Source organism: Rhizobium fabae (assembly GCF_003985135.1).
Classification (GTDB): domain Bacteria; phylum Pseudomonadota; class Alphaproteobacteria; order Rhizobiales; family Rhizobiaceae; genus Rhizobium; species Rhizobium pisi.
In genome coordinates this window covers 146,619-161,588 of the sequence record NZ_ML133648.1, presented here as the reverse complement: position 1 = coordinate 161,588, position 14,970 = coordinate 146,619, and the positions used below count along the sequence as shown (strand labels likewise).

The 14,970-nt window shown below is 61.9% G+C and carries 13 protein-coding genes, 1 pseudogene and 1 riboswitch; of the genes and pseudogenes, 10 read left to right on the top strand and 4 right to left on the bottom strand.

Annotated elements, in window-relative coordinates:
* Positions 1-215: 215 nt before the first annotated feature.
* Positions 216-1,406, top strand: coding sequence for a formaldehyde dehydrogenase, glutathione-independent (gene fdhA / locus EFB14_RS09360; RefSeq protein ID WP_125843367.1), 1,191 nt, complete (start codon positions 216-218; stop codon positions 1,404-1,406).
* A gap of 67 nt (positions 1,407-1,473) precedes the next feature.
* Here fdhA and EFB14_RS09355 read toward each other — a convergent pair whose 3' ends face one another.
* Positions 1,474-2,280 (bottom strand): ABC transporter substrate-binding protein, encoded by an 807-nt coding sequence (locus EFB14_RS09355; protein ID WP_125843369.1) that lies wholly within the window; start codon positions 2,278-2,280, stop codon positions 1,474-1,476.
* Between the two features lie 108 nt (positions 2,281-2,388).
* Here EFB14_RS09355 and EFB14_RS09350 point away from each other — a divergent pair, with 108 nt between their 5' ends.
* From EFB14_RS09350 to EFB14_RS09320, 7 genes are all read left to right on the top strand, one after another.
* A complete protein-coding gene (locus EFB14_RS09350) occupies positions 2,389-4,779 on the top strand; it encodes a putative bifunctional diguanylate cyclase/phosphodiesterase (RefSeq protein WP_183604834.1) in 2,391 nt (796 codons plus the stop codon).
* Between the two features lie 80 nt (positions 4,780-4,859).
* Positions 4,860-5,084 (top strand): hypothetical protein, encoded by a 225-nt coding sequence (locus tag EFB14_RS09345; protein ID WP_210302760.1) that lies wholly within the window; start codon positions 4,860-4,862, stop codon positions 5,082-5,084.
* A 153-nt stretch (positions 5,085-5,237) separates the two neighbouring features.
* Positions 5,238-5,369, top strand: a riboswitch (TPP riboswitch).
* An 89-nt stretch (positions 5,370-5,458) separates the two neighbouring features.
* A complete protein-coding gene (gene thiC / locus EFB14_RS09340) occupies positions 5,459-7,285 on the top strand; it encodes a phosphomethylpyrimidine synthase ThiC (protein WP_126824701.1) in 1,827 nt (608 codons plus the stop codon).
* 1 nt (position 7,286) lies between these two features.
* Positions 7,287-8,267 carry a glycine oxidase ThiO gene (thiO, locus tag EFB14_RS09335; protein WP_126824698.1) on the top strand — a complete coding sequence of 327 codons (981 nt, stop codon included), beginning with the start codon at positions 7,287-7,289 and terminating at the stop codon, positions 8,265-8,267.
* On the top strand, positions 8,258-8,455 hold the full coding sequence (gene thiS / locus EFB14_RS09330; protein WP_125843377.1) for a sulfur carrier protein ThiS: 198 nt from the start codon (positions 8,258-8,260) through the stop codon (positions 8,453-8,455). The genes thiO and thiS overlap by 10 nt, the downstream gene beginning before the upstream one ends.
* A 1-nt stretch (position 8,456) precedes the next feature.
* Positions 8,457-9,230: a thiazole synthase gene (locus tag EFB14_RS09325; RefSeq protein ID WP_126824695.1), complete on the top strand. Its 774-nt coding sequence runs from the start codon at positions 8,457-8,459 to the stop codon at positions 9,228-9,230.
* A complete protein-coding gene (locus EFB14_RS09320) occupies positions 9,227-9,838 on the top strand; it encodes a thiamine phosphate synthase (protein ID WP_125843381.1) in 612 nt (203 codons plus the stop codon). Before EFB14_RS09325 ends, EFB14_RS09320 begins: the two co-directional genes overlap by 4 nt.
* Before the next feature lie 73 nt (positions 9,839-9,911).
* Here the strand turns inward: EFB14_RS09320 and EFB14_RS09315 are convergent, their stop codons facing one another.
* Genes EFB14_RS09315 through EFB14_RS09305 form a run of 3 tightly spaced genes read right to left on the bottom strand, consistent with a single transcriptional unit; the run spans position 9,912 to position 13,994 of the window.
* On the bottom strand, positions 9,912-11,621 hold the full coding sequence (locus EFB14_RS09315) for an acetyl/propionyl/methylcrotonyl-CoA carboxylase subunit alpha (RefSeq protein WP_126824692.1): 1,710 nt from the start codon (positions 11,619-11,621) through the stop codon (positions 9,912-9,914).
* Positions 11,618-13,216: a 5-oxoprolinase subunit B/C family protein gene (locus EFB14_RS09310; protein ID WP_126824689.1), complete on the bottom strand. Its 1,599-nt coding sequence runs from the start codon at positions 13,214-13,216 to the stop codon at positions 11,618-11,620. The genes EFB14_RS09315 and EFB14_RS09310 overlap by 4 nt, the downstream gene beginning before the upstream one ends.
* Positions 13,209-13,994, bottom strand: a complete 786-nt coding sequence (locus EFB14_RS09305) for a LamB/YcsF family protein (protein WP_125843387.1) — start codon at positions 13,992-13,994, stop codon at positions 13,209-13,211. The genes EFB14_RS09310 and EFB14_RS09305 overlap by 8 nt, the downstream gene beginning before the upstream one ends.
* Positions 13,995-14,107: 113 nt before the next feature.
* Between EFB14_RS09305 and EFB14_RS09300 the strand changes: the two genes are divergently transcribed.
* Entirely contained in the window at positions 14,108-14,776 is a 669-nt protein-coding gene (locus EFB14_RS09300; protein WP_126824686.1) for a GntR family transcriptional regulator, read from the top strand.
* A gap of 9 nt (positions 14,777-14,785) precedes the next feature.
* Positions 14,786-14,959 (top strand): annotated as a pseudogene (locus EFB14_RS33870) (IS66 family transposase); the annotation flags it as partial.
* Between the last annotated feature and the right edge of the window lie 11 nt (positions 14,960-14,970).

Sequence of the window (14,970 nt, the reverse complement as noted above, 5' to 3'; positions counted from 1 at the left end):
TGCGGCAGGCGATCACGAGCCGAACAGGACAGGCTGAACCTTCAGCGTTCGCTCCTCCCTTCCATTCAATCCGTCTCCGCCTATTTGCAGAATTCGAGTATCGCCCGATGCGGCGATATGGACATGCCGGGCTGCAGAGGAGGCAGGCCGGAAGAAAAGCTTGCCGTCGGCTGCATTGGTTGCGGGTCGAGGTATTTCAAACGTGGGAGGAATCCATGAGCAAGAATAGAGGCGTCGTTTATCTCCGTCCGGGCAAGGTCGAGGTTCGCGACATCGACGACCCGAAGCTGGAAGCGCCCGATGGCCGCCGCATCGAGCACGGCGTCATTCTCAAGGTCATATCGACCAACATCTGCGGCTCCGACCAGCACATGGTCCGCGGCCGCACGACCGCGATGCCGGGCCTGGTCCTCGGTCATGAAATCACCGGCGAGATCATCGAGAAAGGCATCGATGTCGAGATGCTCGAAGTCGGCGATATCGTCTCGGTGCCCTTCAATGTTGCCTGCGGCCGTTGCCGCTGCTGCAAGTCCCAGGATACCGGCGTCTGCCTGACGGTGAACCCGGCTCGTGCCGGCGGCGCTTACGGCTATGTCGACATGGGCGGCTGGATCGGTGGACAGGCGCGCTACGTCACCATTCCCTACGCAGACTTCAACCTGCTGAAGATCCCGGATCGGGACAGGGCCATGGCGAAGATCCGCGATCTCACCATGCTCTCCGACATTCTGCCGACCGGCTTCCATGGCGCGGTGCGGGCGGGCGTCGGGGTCGGCTCAACCGTCTACGTCGCCGGCGCCGGCCCTGTCGGGCTTGCGGCTGCGGCTTCGGCTCGCATTCTCGGCGCTGCCGTCGTCATGATCGGCGATTTCAACAAGGACCGCCTGGCCCATGCGGCAAAGGTTGGCTTCGAAGCGATCGACCTGTCCAAGAGCGACCGCCTTGGCGACATGATCGCGCAGGTCGTCGGCACCAATGAAGTCGACAGCGCCATCGACGCCGTCGGCTTCGAGGCGCGCGGTCACTCGGGCGGGGAACAGCCGGCGATCGTGCTCAACCAGATGATGGAAATCACCCGCGCCGCCGGTTCGATCGGTATTCCCGGCCTCTACGTCACCGAGGATCCGGGCGCCGTCGACAACGCCGCCAAGCACGGCAATCTTTCGCTCCGCTTCGGCCTCGGCTGGGCCAAGGCCCAGTCCTTCCACACAGGCCAGACGCCGGTGCTGAAGTACAATCGTCAGCTCATGCAGGCGATCCTGCACGACCGGCTGCCGATCGCCGATATCGTCAACGCCAAGGTCATCCCGCTTGACGAAGCCGCTGAGGGCTACGAGAGCTTCGACCATGGAGCGGCGACGAAATTTGTCCTCGACCCGCATGGAGACGTCGCGAAAGCCGCCTGACGTCTAGGACCGAAACAGAGATGGCCGGCAAAGCCGGCCATCTTGCATCCATCACACATGGTCTGAGCTATTGGATGCTGAACGGGAAATACTTCGCGTTGATCATGTCGTAAGTCCCGTCTTCCTTGATCGTCTTCAAGGCTGCGTTCAGGCGCGCTAGACGTTCGCCGTCATCCGGACGCACAGCAATTCCGGCGCCTTCGCCAAAATAGGTCACATCGACCAGATCCGGTCCCTTGAACTCGCAGCACGTTCCCGCCTTCGTGTTGGCGATCCAGTCGTAGATGGCAAGCTTATCCTCGAGGATAATGTCGACTCTTCCGTCCGACAGCCCCTTGTACAATTCCGGCGATGACCGGAAAACCGTCTTCTTCATTTCGGGATAAAAGTGCTTGGCGTAGGATTCCTGCGCCGTCGACGACGTCACCCCGAGGTTTTTGCCGCTCAAGGCAGCGGGGCTGATATCGCTGATCGGCGAATCCTTGCGAGCGATGAATACCGTCGGACTGTTGTAGTATTTTTCAGTAAAGGCAACCTTTTGACGCCGCTCAAGGCTCATCGACATGGATGAGACGATCGCGTCGTATTTGCTGGCAATGAGATCCGGGATCATATCGTCCCACTTCTCGATGACGAACTGGCACTCGAACTTGCCAACTTCGCAGAGGGCGTTGGCGATGTCGATGTCGAAGCCCTGAAGCTTGTTGTTCGCATCGAGATAGTTGAAGGGCGGAAATGCGCCTTCAACGGCAATTCTCATGGGTGTCGGATCCTGCGCAGCCGCCGGGAGCGGCGAGGCCGCGGCCAAAAGGATCGCCACGCCGCCCGCCATCAGCGTTCCGCGCAATATGGATTGAATGGACATGCGCAGCATCGTCGGAAACTCCTTGGGGCGTCGTCGATCTCTGCCAATAGTGCGCCTTAGCTTTTAATTCTACGTGAACGCTTCCTTGTTACTGTCGGTGGACGACGCCCGCTTCTAGTGGTGTTCAGGGGTCTAGGCTTGCACATCGTTCGTCCTTCCAGTTCCAATACGTTTCAGCAATCCTGGATCGCTTCGGGCAGAATTCTCTTTCTCATCGCCGTCAGCGGGCTTGGCGCGATCGGGCTTGTCGTGCTGTCGGCGCTGTGGGCGGGAACCGAGAGCGACGCTGCGGCTCTCGATCGTCAGCGCCAGCTGGTCAATGCGCGCCTGCGGGAACAGGTCACTCAGGTAGCCCATGTCATTGGCCAGTTCGGCAATGGCTATCTCGCACGAGTCCATCCTGCCTCCCGTTCGGCCGGAGTTTCCTCCAGCCTCGACATGGTTTTGACGGCGGCGACGGGAAGCGCGATCAGCCAGACCGCAATGTCCGCCTTCGGCTACGACCAGGCTTTCGTCGTCGACGAGAAGGCCCAACTGCTGATGATGGCAGACGCCCAAACGGAGAAGCGTTTTCGCTGGATGAAGCCTCTCCTTTTGCCTCTCCTTCAGGATGCCCGCCTTGCCGCGAGCCCTGGCGCGGCTTCCAACGAACGACTGTCGTCGTCAATAGAAAGCCGCCGTGCGAGCGCAGCGCAGCCCAACCGTGCGCTGGCCAATCTGATGCGGCTGGAAGGTCGCCCGACGATCGTTGGGGTCGTGGCCATCGACGAAGCGCCTCAGGGACAGCAGCAGCCGGCGCGGCAATTCCTCATCGTCGTGCGGTTCATCGACGGCGCGGCACTGGACGAATTGAGCCGGCAGCAGGGCCTCAACGGCGCACGCTTCGCGCGCACGGCCGATGCTGACGAAAACGAGGTTGCGTTTCAGATCGACGCGACGGCAAACGGCGAACCGATCGGCTTCATCGTATGGCGGCCCGACCTTCCGGGTTCCAGGGTGATCGGCCGGCTGATGCCGGCGCTTTCGATTGCCGCCTTGGTGATCGCGGTCCTGTTCTCGTTCCTGCTCGTGCGTCTGCGCAGCAGTCTCGGCGATTTGAGGAAAAGCGAGCTGCATGCAAGGCAGCTTGCCCTGCATGATGTGCTGACCGGCCTTCCCAATCGCGCGCTGTTTGCGATGCGCTTCGACGAGTGCCTGGCCGATACGCAGAATTCGGTCGAACGCTTCGCCGTGGCGCTTCTCGACCTCGACCGATTCAAAGCCGTGAACGATACGTTCGGCCATGCCGCCGGCGATGAACTGATCAGGATGGCCGCCGAGCGGATCCGGTCGGTGCTTCGCCCCGATGACACGCTTGCCCGGCTCGGAGGGGATGAATTTGCCTTGCTTCTCCGGGATATCAGCGACGATCAAATTTTGCCGGCAATATGCGAAGCGATCGTTGCCGAACTCGGTAAACCCTTCCCGCTTCTGAAGGGTGAAGCAGTCGCGCAGGTCGGCGGCTCGATAGGCGTGACTGTCGTGCCGGACGCCGGGCGGAACGCCGATGACCTCATGCGCTACGCCGACGTCGCGCTTTACGAGGCAAAGGTCGGCGGAAGAGGTCAATGGCGCGCCTATTCGCCATCCATGGACGGCGGCAGGAACGCGCGCGACATTCTCAAAAACGAATTGCGGGAAGTTCTGGCCAAGGGCGCGGCCTCATCCAGCGGTGGCATGCAACCCGATCCGTGCGCAAGCAGGCCGGATTTCGGATCGCTCGAAGTCCATTATCAGGCGATACACCGCGCTGAGGAGGGATATCAGGCATCGGGTGCCGAAGCCCTGGTGCGCTGGCGTCACAGCCAACGCGGGCTGTTGACGCCTGCGAGCTTCATCGCCGTCGCCGAGGAGGGCGGCCTGATCGACGCGCTCGGTTTCTGGGTATTGCGAGAGGCCTGCACAGCCGCCTGCAACTGGCCTGAAAACAGCTTCGTTGCGGTCAACGTATCTCCCTCCCAGTTGAGGAGGCCAAAATTTGCCGAGGAAGTATTCGCCGTGCTTCAGGAGACCGGGCTGGCGCCGTCCCGGCTTGAACTCGAGCTCACCGAATCCTCGCTCATCGAGGATAACTCCGACGTTTATACGGTGTTGACATCGCTCCGCGGCCGCGGCGTTCAGATTTCACTCGACGATTTCGGAACCGGCTATTCGTGTCTCAGCCACCTGATGCGCTTCGATATCGACAGGATCAAGATCGATCGATCCTTCGTCTCGTTGCTCGGCACGAAGGCCAACGGGGCAGCCATCATCGGCGCCATTGTCGCGCTTAGCCGCAACCTCGGCATCTCGACGACGGCCGAAGGGGTCGAGACCGAATATCAACGCGACTTCCTGACCGCCCTCGGCTGCACCGACCTCCAGGGCTATTTCTTTTCCAAACCGGCCCCGCTTCGCGAACTCGATTGTTTCCGCCAGCCTGAGGACGCCGCCGGGCCGCGCACGATCGGTCCAATAGCCGTTGCGTGAAAGGCGTTGCCCTGCGAGATAAGACGCCGGGCCTGATATCATTGATTTTGGAGGAGAATATATTACGTCGAGCCATTCGGTTGTTGCTGACCGTTGTCATCGTCCTGGCCGTGGTCATCGGCTTTCGCTGGTACCGCTATGTCACCAATGCGGAAAGCCCGTATGATGAAGTCGGCATCGAGTTGAACAGCCGAATGCCCGCCCCGATCAACAAATGGGGATGCGTCACACTGCACGCTACGTTCGGTGGCGCCTTGCCGCCCTATGGCTGCCAGGATAGCGCAGATGCCCGCAAGTGGCGGTAAGCCGCCCCGGCCGCCGCTGACGGAAAGACAAAATCGAGCATTTCAGGCAGGCCTGTCGGGTCGCATCGAACCATCGCGCATGTCGATCTGCCTTCATCACGTCCCTCTCGGTTCCAGGCTTGACATGGGCTCGACCGAGGACGTAGCCTCCGCAGCATTCACCAGGGGGGTCCCGGCAAGGGGCTGAGATACTGCTGGACAATACGGCTTTGCCTGTTGTGGCGCAGTGACCCGTTGAACCTGATCCAGTTCATACTGGCGTAGGGACGGTGCAAGCGCTCGAAAGGCATTGGATTCGTTTTCGAATCCGGGCTGGCGTCTTTTCATCATTCCGGCGTGAGGACTGGGTCTCCAAACCAAATTGGAGCCTCACCATGACAATTGTCGCCAAGAACCTTCACCCGACCGTCACGACCGGCCCTTTGCCGGCATCCCGCAAGATTTTCGTCCCAGGAGAACTGCACCCGGATATCCGCGTGCCGATGCGGCAGATCAGCCTCCATCCGACCTCAGGCGAACCGCCGGTGACCGTCTATGATTCCTCCGGCCCCTACACGATCGAAGGCGCCGATATAAGTATCGAGCAGGGTCTTGCCGCATTGCGCCGCGACTGGGTGCTCGCCCGCGGCGACGTCGAGCCCTATGAGGGCCGTCGCGTCCGCCCCGAGGACAACGGCTTTGCCAGCGGCGACCGGCTGACGCCGGAGTTTCCAACAAAACGTCAGCCGCTGCGGGCCAAGGACGGCAAGGCGGTCACGCAGCTTGCCTATGCGCGTGCCGGTATCGTCACGCCGGAGATGGAATTCATTGCCATCCGCGAAAACCTCGGCCGCAAAGCGCAGGCAGGCACGATGCTTCGCGATGGCGAGAGCTTCGGCGCCCATATTCCCGATCACGTGACGCCGGAATTTGTCCGCCAGGAAATAGCCGCCGGCCGTGCGATCATTCCCGCCAACATCAATCATCCGGAATCGGAACCGATGATCATCGGCCGGAATTTCCTGGTGAAGATCAATGCCAATATCGGCAACTCGGCCGTCACCTCGTCGATGGCGGAGGAGGTCGAGAAGATGGTCTGGGCCGCCCGCTGGGGCGCCGATACCGTCATGGATCTTTCAACCGGCCGCAACATCCACAATATCCGCGAATGGATCGTCCGCAATTCGCCGCTGCCGATCGGCACCGTGCCGCTTTACCAGGCGCTGGAAAAGGTCGAGGGCATCGCCGAAAGCCTCACCTGGGAAATCTATCGCGATACTCTGATCGAACAGGCCGAACAGGGTGTCGACTATTTCACCATCCATGCCGGCGTGCGGCTGCACTACATCCCGTTGACCGTCAACCGCGTCACAGGCATCGTCTCGCGCGGCGGCTCGATCATGGCGAAGTGGTGCCTGCATCATCACCGCGAGAGTTTCCTCTACGAGCATTTCGAGGAAATCTGCGATATCTGCCGGGCCTATGACGTCTCCTTCTCCCTCGGCGACGGCCTGCGCCCCGGCTCGATCGCCGACGCCAACGATGCGGCGCAATTTGCCGAACTCGAGACGCTGGGCGAGCTGACCAGGATCGCCTGGGCGAAAGACTGCCAGATGATGATCGAAGGGCCCGGCCATGTGCCGATGCACAAGATCAAGGAGAACATGGACAAACAGCTCGCCGTCTGCGGCGAGGCGCCTTTCTACACGCTGGGACCGCTGACGACCGACATCGCGCCGGGCTACGATCACATCACCTCGGGGATCGGCGCGGCGATGATCGGCTGGTTCGGGACGGCCATGCTCTGCTATGTGACCCCGAAGGAGCATCTCGGCCTGCCGGATCGCAACGACGTCAAGACCGGCGTCATCACCTACAAGATCGCCGCCCATGCCGCCGATCTCGCCAAGGGCCATCCTGCCGCGCGCATTCGCGACGATGCGCTGTCGCGCGCCCGTTTCGAATTCCGCTGGGAAGATCAATTCAATCTTTCCCTCGATCCGGAGACAGCCCGCTCCTTCCACGACGAGACGCTTCCGAAGGAGGCACACAAAGTCGCCCATTTCTGTTCGATGTGCGGCCCGAAATTCTGCTCGATGCGCATATCGCACGATATCCGGTCGGAAGCGCAGAAGGAGGGTCTCGAAGCCATGGCCGCCCGTTACCGCGACGGCGGCGACCTCTATGTCGAGGTCTCTTCCATCGAAGCCCCGGGTGCTTGAGATGCGCGTCCTTGTCAAAGGGGCCGGCGTCGCCGGCCTCGTCGTGGCGCACGAACTGCATGCCCGTGGCGCCGAGGTAAAAGTCCTGGATCCGCACGCAAACTTCGATCGCGCCGCGTCCTGGCTGGCGGGTGGCATGCTGGCGCCCTGGTGTGAGCGGGAAAGCGCCGACGACGCTGTGCTCCGGCTCGGAGCACAGGCGGCCGATCGTTGGGATGCCATCCTGCCAGGACACGTCGCCCGCAATGGGACGCTGGTGGTCGCGCCGGCGCGCGACCAGGGGGAGCTGAAACGCTTTGCCGGCCGGACGAGCGGTTATCGATGGGTCGATGAGGAAGACATCGCAGCGCTGGAGCCGGTGCTTGCCGGGCGGTTCCGGCATGGCCTGTTTTTCGCGCAGGAAGCCCATCTGAATCCCAGGCATGCGCTGCGCGAATTGAAAGAAAAACTCACGGCGCTGGGCGTTGTTTTTGCAGCTGGCGATATCGAAGAAGACGGTTTCTCCGATATCGTCGATTGCACGGGTGCCGCGCGCATCGGGCAGGTTGGCGATCTGCGCGGCGTGAGGGGCGAGATGCTCTATCTGAGTACCGATGAAATAGAGCTTTCACGGCCCGTTCGCCTGCTTCATCCCCGCATCCCGGTCTATGTCGTGCCTCGCGGCGGCGGCCTCTTCATGGTCGGCGCCACCATGATCGAGACCGATTTCGACGGACCCATTACCGCACGCTCGCTGATGGAATTGCTGAACGCGGCGTACACGCTGCATCCGGCCTTTGCCGACGCTGCCCTCGTCGAAACCGGCGTCGGCATTCGTCCGGCTTTCCCCGACAATCTTCCGCGGGTCGTGTGGGAAGGCAATGCCGTCGTCCTCAACGGCCTTTATCGCCACGGTTTTCTCCTGGCGCCCGCAATGGCGGCACAAGCCGCAGATCTCGTCTTTTCCGGACGGACGAAGCAAAGGAGCTCCCAATGCGTCTGATCATCAATGGCGAACCTCAGACAACCGCCGCCACCACCCTTTCGCAGCTGTTGGCCGCACTCGACTATGAAGGCGAGTGGCTGGCAACCGCCGTCAACGGCGAACTCGTTCATCGCGAAGACCGTGAAGGTCACGCTCTGAACGACGATGACAGGATCGAAATCCTGACCCCGATGCAGGGAGGCTGACATGCTTGATCTTTACGAAACCCAGATCGGGTCGCGACTTCTTCTCGGCACTGCGCGTTATCCTTCGCCGGCCGTCCTTGCCGACGCCGTCAAGCGATCCGGGACAGAAATCGTCACCGTGTCGCTGCGGCGTGAAGCGGCCGGCGGGCGCAATGGCGGCGTATTTTTCGACATGATCCGCGCGCTCGGCGCGCGCGTGCTCCCCAACACTGCCGGCTGCCATGGCGTGTCCGAGGCGGTGCTGACGGCCAAGATGGCGCGCGAGGTGTTTCAGACCAACTGGATCAAGCTCGAGGTGATCGGCAATCACGACACGCTGCAGCCTGACGTTTTTGCGCTCGTGGAGGCCGCGCGGATCCTCTGCAGCGAAGGCTTCGAGGTTTTTCCCTATACGACGGACGATCTGGTGGTGGCCGAGCGCCTGCTGGAGGCGGGATGCAAGGTCCTGATGCCCTGGTGCGCACCGATCGGAACGGCGGTGGGGCCGCTCAACCTTTCCGCTCTTCGATCCATGCGCGCGCACTTTCCCGATGTGCCGCTGATCGTCGATGCGGGGATCGGCCGGCCCTCGCATGCAACGATCGTGATGGAGATGGGCTTTGATGCGGTCCTTCTCAACACAGCCGTTGCCGGCGCGGGCGATCCTGCCGCCATGGCGGAAGCCTTTGCCAAGGCGATCGGTGCCGGCAGGCAGGCATTCGGCGCCGGAATGCTGGAACCGCGTGACATGGCGGTTCCCTCCACACCCGTGATCGGAACGGCGGTCTTCGCGTGAGGCTCGATCCTTTCTATCTCATCGTCGACAGCGCCGCCTGGATCGAAAGACTGGTTCCGCTTGGTGTCAAACTCGTGCAACTGCGCATCAAGGAACGGTCGCTGCCTGACATACGCGCGGACATCCGGCGGGCAAAAGCAGTCTGCGAGGCGCATGGATGCCAGTTGATCGTCAATGACTACTGGCAGCTTGCCATCGAGGAAGGCTGCGACTTCGTCCATCTCGGCCAGGAGGATCTGGCTGTGGCCGATCTTGCCGCCATCCGTAAGGCCGGACTGAAATTAGGGCTTTCCACGCATGACGAGGCGGAATTGGCAATCGCGCTTGCGGCGCGCCCTGATTATATCGCACTCGGTCCGATCTACCCTACCATTCTCAAGGCCATGCCCTGGGCGCCGCAAGGTCTTGACCGCCTCCATAGCTGGAAAAGCCGCATCGGTTCGCTGCCGCTTGTCGCCATTGGCGGGTTGACCGTGGAACGTCTTGCCGGTGTGTTCGAAAATGGGGCTGACAGTGCTGCCGTCGTGACCGACATCACGCGCAATTCCGATCCCGAGCGACGAACCCTCGAATGGATTGCAGCGACCCGCGGATCGGGGACCAAGTGATCCGGATGAAGGTCGGGCGTGACATCTCGCAGATGTTCATCAGGAGATCTGCGAGATCGCGACGTTGTTGTCCCTATTCGATCGTTGCGAGTTCGATGCCGAGTGCGACGGTGCTGCCCGCCTCGACTTTCAGGCGAATGCGACCGGACTTCGGTGCGACAACCCGAGTTTCCATTTTCATCGCCTCAATCAATGCCACGACGTCGCCTTCCGCAACCTGCGCTCCGTCTTCCACGAGCCATCGCTGCAGCGTCCCGGGCATGGGCGCGGTCATCGCGCCTTCGCTTGCCGCTTGAGAAGGAGGCTTCGCTGCGGGAGCAGCGACGGCGCCAGAAAAGAGCGCAGCCGGAAGCCCCAGCACATGGCGCTTGCCGTCGATCTCGATGAAGCTGCGCAGAAGCTCGCCTTCGACCGGATCAACTCGAGGGGAGGGCTCCACGCCGCGAAATTCGGTCTCGATCCAATTGGTGAAGACGCGGAAACCGTCCTCACCGGTAAAATCGCGCTCGTTCACGACGGCACGTTGGAAAGGCAGTACGGAAGCGACCCCCTCGATCTGAAACTCCGCAAGCGCCCGGCGGGCGCGCACGAGCGCTTCCTCTCGGGTCGGCGCGGTGACGATGAGCTTCGCCATCATCGAGTCGTACAGCCCGGGAATTTCCGAACCGGTTTCGACGCCTGCGTCGAGGCGCACACCAGGCCCTGCCGGCGCGCGAAAGCGGGTGATCCGGCCCGGGGTCGGCAGAAATCCCCGCCCTGGATCCTCGGCGTTGATGCGAAATTCGAACGAGTGGCCGCGTGGTTGCGGCGTGTCGGTGAGGGAAAGCGGCAATCCATCGGCAATGCGCAACTGCTCGATAACGATGTCGACGCCGGTCGTCTCCTCCGTGACGGGATGTTCCACCTGAAGCCGCGTATTGACTTCGAGGAAGGATATGGCGCCTGCCTGCGACAGCAGGAATTCTACCGTTCCGGCCCCGGTATAGCCTGCCGCGGCGCAGATCGCGCGGGCAGCGTCGTGAATGCGGCTCCGCTGCTCGTCACTGATGAACGGAGCGGGAGCCTCTTCGACCAACTTCTGATTTCGTCTCTGCAGAGAGCAATCGCGCGTGCCGAGCACGACGGTGTTGCCGTGACTGTCGGCGATGATCTGCGCTTCGATGTGGCGCGGCCGATCGAGAAACTGTTCGGCATAACATTCGCCGCGGCCGAAGGCTTCCGTCGCCTCGCGGACCGCGGATTCGAAAAGCTCGCCGACCTCTTCGAGCCGCCGCGCAACCTTCATACCGCGCCCGCCGCCACCGAAGGCGGCCTTGATGGCAATCGGAAGCCCCACCTTCTTGGCGAATGCCACGGCATCGGCAGCGGTCTGCAGCGGACCGTCGGAACCTTTGACGAGAGGTGCTCCCACCTTCGCCGCGATCCGCCGGGCTTCCACCTTGTCGCCGAGCGCCGTGATCACGCCGGGGGAGGGGCCGACCCAGGTCAATCCCGCATCGATGACGGCTTGCGCAAATTCCGCACGCTCCGACAGGAAACCATAGCCGGGATGGACGGCGTCGGCCCCGGCACGGCGGGCGATGTCGAGGATCTTTACGATGTTGAGGTAAGTGTCGGCGGGCCGGCCCGCACCGAGCCCATAGGCTTCGTCGACCAGTTCCGCATGAAGCGCGTTGGCATCTGCCGCCGCATAGATCCCGACCGACGTGACGCCGTAGTCCCGCGCAGCCCGGGCGACGCGAATGGCGATTTCACCGCGATTGGCGATGAGCAGCTTTTTCATCGGATGGTTTCCTTCACCAGCGGATCGAAAGGAGCAATGGGATTGAACCGGATGTTTGCGCCGATCGGCAGCTGGCCGGCGAGATCCAGGTGATGGGCCGCAATCACACCGATCACAGGATATCCCCCGGTCAGCGGGTGGTCCGCCAGGAATAAGACCGGCTGGCCGCTATGCGGGACCTGTATGGCGCCGAGAGCCGTGCCTTCCGAGGCAAGTTCGGCCGCGTCACGCCTTTCGAGAGGAATGGAACCCGACAGGCGCATGCCGACGCGGCTGGATTCCGCCGTAACCTGCCAACTCTGCGAAACGAGGGTCTCCAGCCCCTTATCTGTAAACCAGTCCGAGCGAGGGCCAAGGATGGTGTCGAGCGTCACGGTCTCGCCGCTGCGCGGAAGCGGCCACGGCAAGGGCCTGAAGGGGTCGACCGCCATCGATCGGCGCTCCGCGGGCACAAGAATATCGCCCGGCGCAATAGGCTCGGGGCCGACTTTTGCCAGCGTGTCGGTCGAGGTCGAACCGATGACGGCCGCCACCTGAAATCCGCCGCGCAAAGCCAGGTAACTCCTCATGCCTTCCGGCGGCAGGCCGATTCTCAGTTCGTCCCCCGCATCCAGCGCGAATGGTCTTCCCAAGGGGACAACAACGTCCCGGCGATCGCTGCGATGAATCGTCAACGGACAGGGCGCGCCGGTAACCGCCAAAGTCACCGGACGATCCGCCAGCAGCGAAAGGCCGCCGAACGTGATCTCGATCACGGTCGCATCGCGCGGGTTTCCGACACAGAGGTTGGCCTCCGACAAGGCAAAGCGATCCAGGGCCCCGGATTCGGAAATGCCCTGGTCTGCCCTGCCGGCCCGACCGAGGTCCTGGTACAATGCCGGTCGGTCCGATCGGGTAATAGTGAGGCCGCTCTCCGGCGGAGCCGGTGCCGTCGGCTTGGCCGATGCCATGCTGACCGGGGCGGACTGCTGCGCCGAAAGACGACGGAAGCGCACGCGGTCTCCGGGGGCCAGCAAAGCGGGCCGCTCCCGTTGGGTGTCCCACATGCGCCACGGAGTCGTCCCGAGAAGTTGCCAGCCGCCGGGACTATCGGACGGATAGATGCCGCCGAAGCGGCCGCCGATTGCGACTGAGCCCGCCGGGATTCGCACCCGCGGACTTTTCCGGCGAGGGACATCGAAGGCAGGATCGTCGCAGGTCATATAGGAAAAACCCGGAGCGAAACCGGTGAAGGCGACGGTGAAGATCGCCTCGCTATGCCGGCGTATGAGCTCCTCGACCGTCCAGCCGAGCAATCCGGCGACATCTCCTAAATCCTCTCCGTCATAAACCACGGGAATTTCGAAGAAGGAACCTTCGCGTGCCATGCGCACGGAGAGGTCCATTCCCGCGATCAGATCCGCCAGCTGCGCGCGGTCGGTTTCCAGAGGATCGAACCGAACCATGACGGTGCGCGCTGCCGGAATGAGTTCCTTCACGCCCGAAAGCCCTTTTTCCTGCAGCCTGTCGAACAGTGCTTGCGCCGTTTCGAGATCCGCAAGCTCGATCAGGAAACTGTCGCTGCCCGCAGGGAGGAACCGCAGCAGCTCACCCACGGACCGCACCGTCCGTCACGTCGGCGAAAGCGGCCAATCGGATGCCGCGGCCGGTAAAGACCTCTCGCAATCTTTGCGCCAACGCGACTGCCGTCGGAGTGTCACCGTGAACGCAGATCGTCTGCGCTTCGAGTTCGATATCGTCGCCGTCGATCGTCGCGATCCGGCCTTCGCCCACCAAACGCAGCATCCGTTCGGCGACCTGATCCGGATCGTGGATGACCGCGCCCGGCGCGCGGCGGCTGACGAGGGTGCCGTCGGCATTGTAGGCGCGATCGGCAAAGGCTTCGCAGACGACGGTCAGCCCGGCCGCGCGGGCCCGTTTGACGATGGGAGCACCGGCGAGCGCCATCAGAATGAGGGAGGGATCGATAGCCTTTATCCCTGCAATCACATCGCCCGCCTGGCGGGCGTCGTTCGAAATGGTGTTGTAGAGCGCCCCGTGCGGTTTGACATAGCGTACCTTCGTACCTGCCGCTTTCGCCAGGCCCTGAAGCGCGCCGATCTGGTAGATCGTATCACCGACCAGCTCTTCGCTCGACGGATCCATGTTGCGCCTGCCGAATCCAACGAGGTCCCGATATCCGACATGCGCCCCGACCATCACGCCCCGGGCCGCCGCCGCCCGCAGTACCTTCAGGATGCCGGCAGGGTCACCGGCATGGAAGCCGCAGGCAATATTCGCGCTCGTCACGATGTCGAGCATCGCGACATCGTCGCCCATGGGCCACGGACCAAAGCTTTCACCAAGATCGCTGTTGAGATCGACGGTCACCATATCATAGCCTGTTGATTGATAGCGTTGAGATTGTTGAATAACATATTCCAGATTGTTCAACAATATAAATTTGTCTATGATCGTCCGGACAGGTCGTCGGAGTGAGCAATTTCATGGCTTTGGTGAATTTGGATGAGCAGACTGATCAGCCGCTTTCCGAAAAAGTGGCTTTACGAATCCGGGAAATGTTGATCCAGGGGCGCTTCACGCCAGGTGAAAAGCTCTCCGAACATCAGGTTGCCGGACAGTTCGGCATATCGCGCAATACCCTGCGGGAAGTCTTTCGGCTGCTGACCAGCCAAGGGCTGCTGACGCATATACCCAACCGCGGGGTCTTCGTCGTTTCACCCGATGAATCCGCTGTCATGGACATCTACCGCGTGCGATGGGTCATTCAAAAGGGAGCCATCCAGGCGGCAAGCCGCGGGCATCCGTCCCTGGCCAGGATGACAGCTCTTACGCAACAGGCAGATGCCGCCCGCTCCAGCAACGACTGGCAGCAGGTCGGGACGGTCAATATGGAGTTTCACCGCGCGATGGTGAGCCTGTGCGACAGTCCGCGGCTTTCACTGTGTTTCGATCTCGTTCTGGCCGAACTTCGGCTTGTCTTCGGCCTGCTGGAATACACGGGTCATCTCCACGAACCCTACATTGAGCTGAACACAAGCCTTCTGCAGTTGATCGAGGCGGAAAAGGCTGCGGAGGCCATCGATTTCCTCGAAGCCTATCTGCTCAAATCGGAAAGATCGGTTCTTGCCGCCATGCAGCGGAAGAAAGGATAATGGAGCCGCGGCGCCCGACATTCCCATAGTCCGTATTACGCCACACACATCGGCGGCCCGAATTTTACTGTCTTTCGCACCACAAAATCCAAGTCTCGCCTGAATTTCCTGTCGCTACTGCGCGGCGGCTACCAGGATTATGAGCTTAACGATGCCGCGTTCGATTACCTGAAAGAACGCCGGTAACTGGAGCA

Coding starts and splice junctions, on each gene's coding strand:
- fdhA (WP_125843367.1), top strand. CDS start 216: ATGAGCAAGAATAGAGGCGTCGTTTATCTCCGTCCGGGCAAGGTCGAG.
- EFB14_RS09355 (WP_125843369.1), bottom strand. CDS start 2,280: ATGCTGCGCATGTCCATTCAATCCATATTGCGCGGAACGCTGATGGCG.
- thiC (WP_126824701.1), top strand. CDS start 5,459: ATGACAATTGTCGCCAAGAACCTTCACCCGACCGTCACGACCGGCCCT.
- thiO (WP_126824698.1), top strand. CDS start 7,287: ATGCGCGTCCTTGTCAAAGGGGCCGGCGTCGCCGGCCTCGTCGTGGCG.
- thiS (WP_125843377.1), top strand. CDS start 8,258: ATGCGTCTGATCATCAATGGCGAACCTCAGACAACCGCCGCCACCACC.
- EFB14_RS09325 (WP_126824695.1), top strand. CDS start 8,457: ATGCTTGATCTTTACGAAACCCAGATCGGGTCGCGACTTCTTCTCGGC.
- EFB14_RS09315 (WP_126824692.1), bottom strand. CDS start 11,621: ATGAAAAAGCTGCTCATCGCCAATCGCGGTGAAATCGCCATTCGCGTC.
- EFB14_RS09305 (WP_125843387.1), bottom strand. CDS start 13,994: ATGGTGACCGTCGATCTCAACAGCGATCTTGGTGAAAGCTTTGGTCCG.
- EFB14_RS09300 (WP_126824686.1), top strand. CDS start 14,108: ATGGCTTTGGTGAATTTGGATGAGCAGACTGATCAGCCGCTTTCCGAA.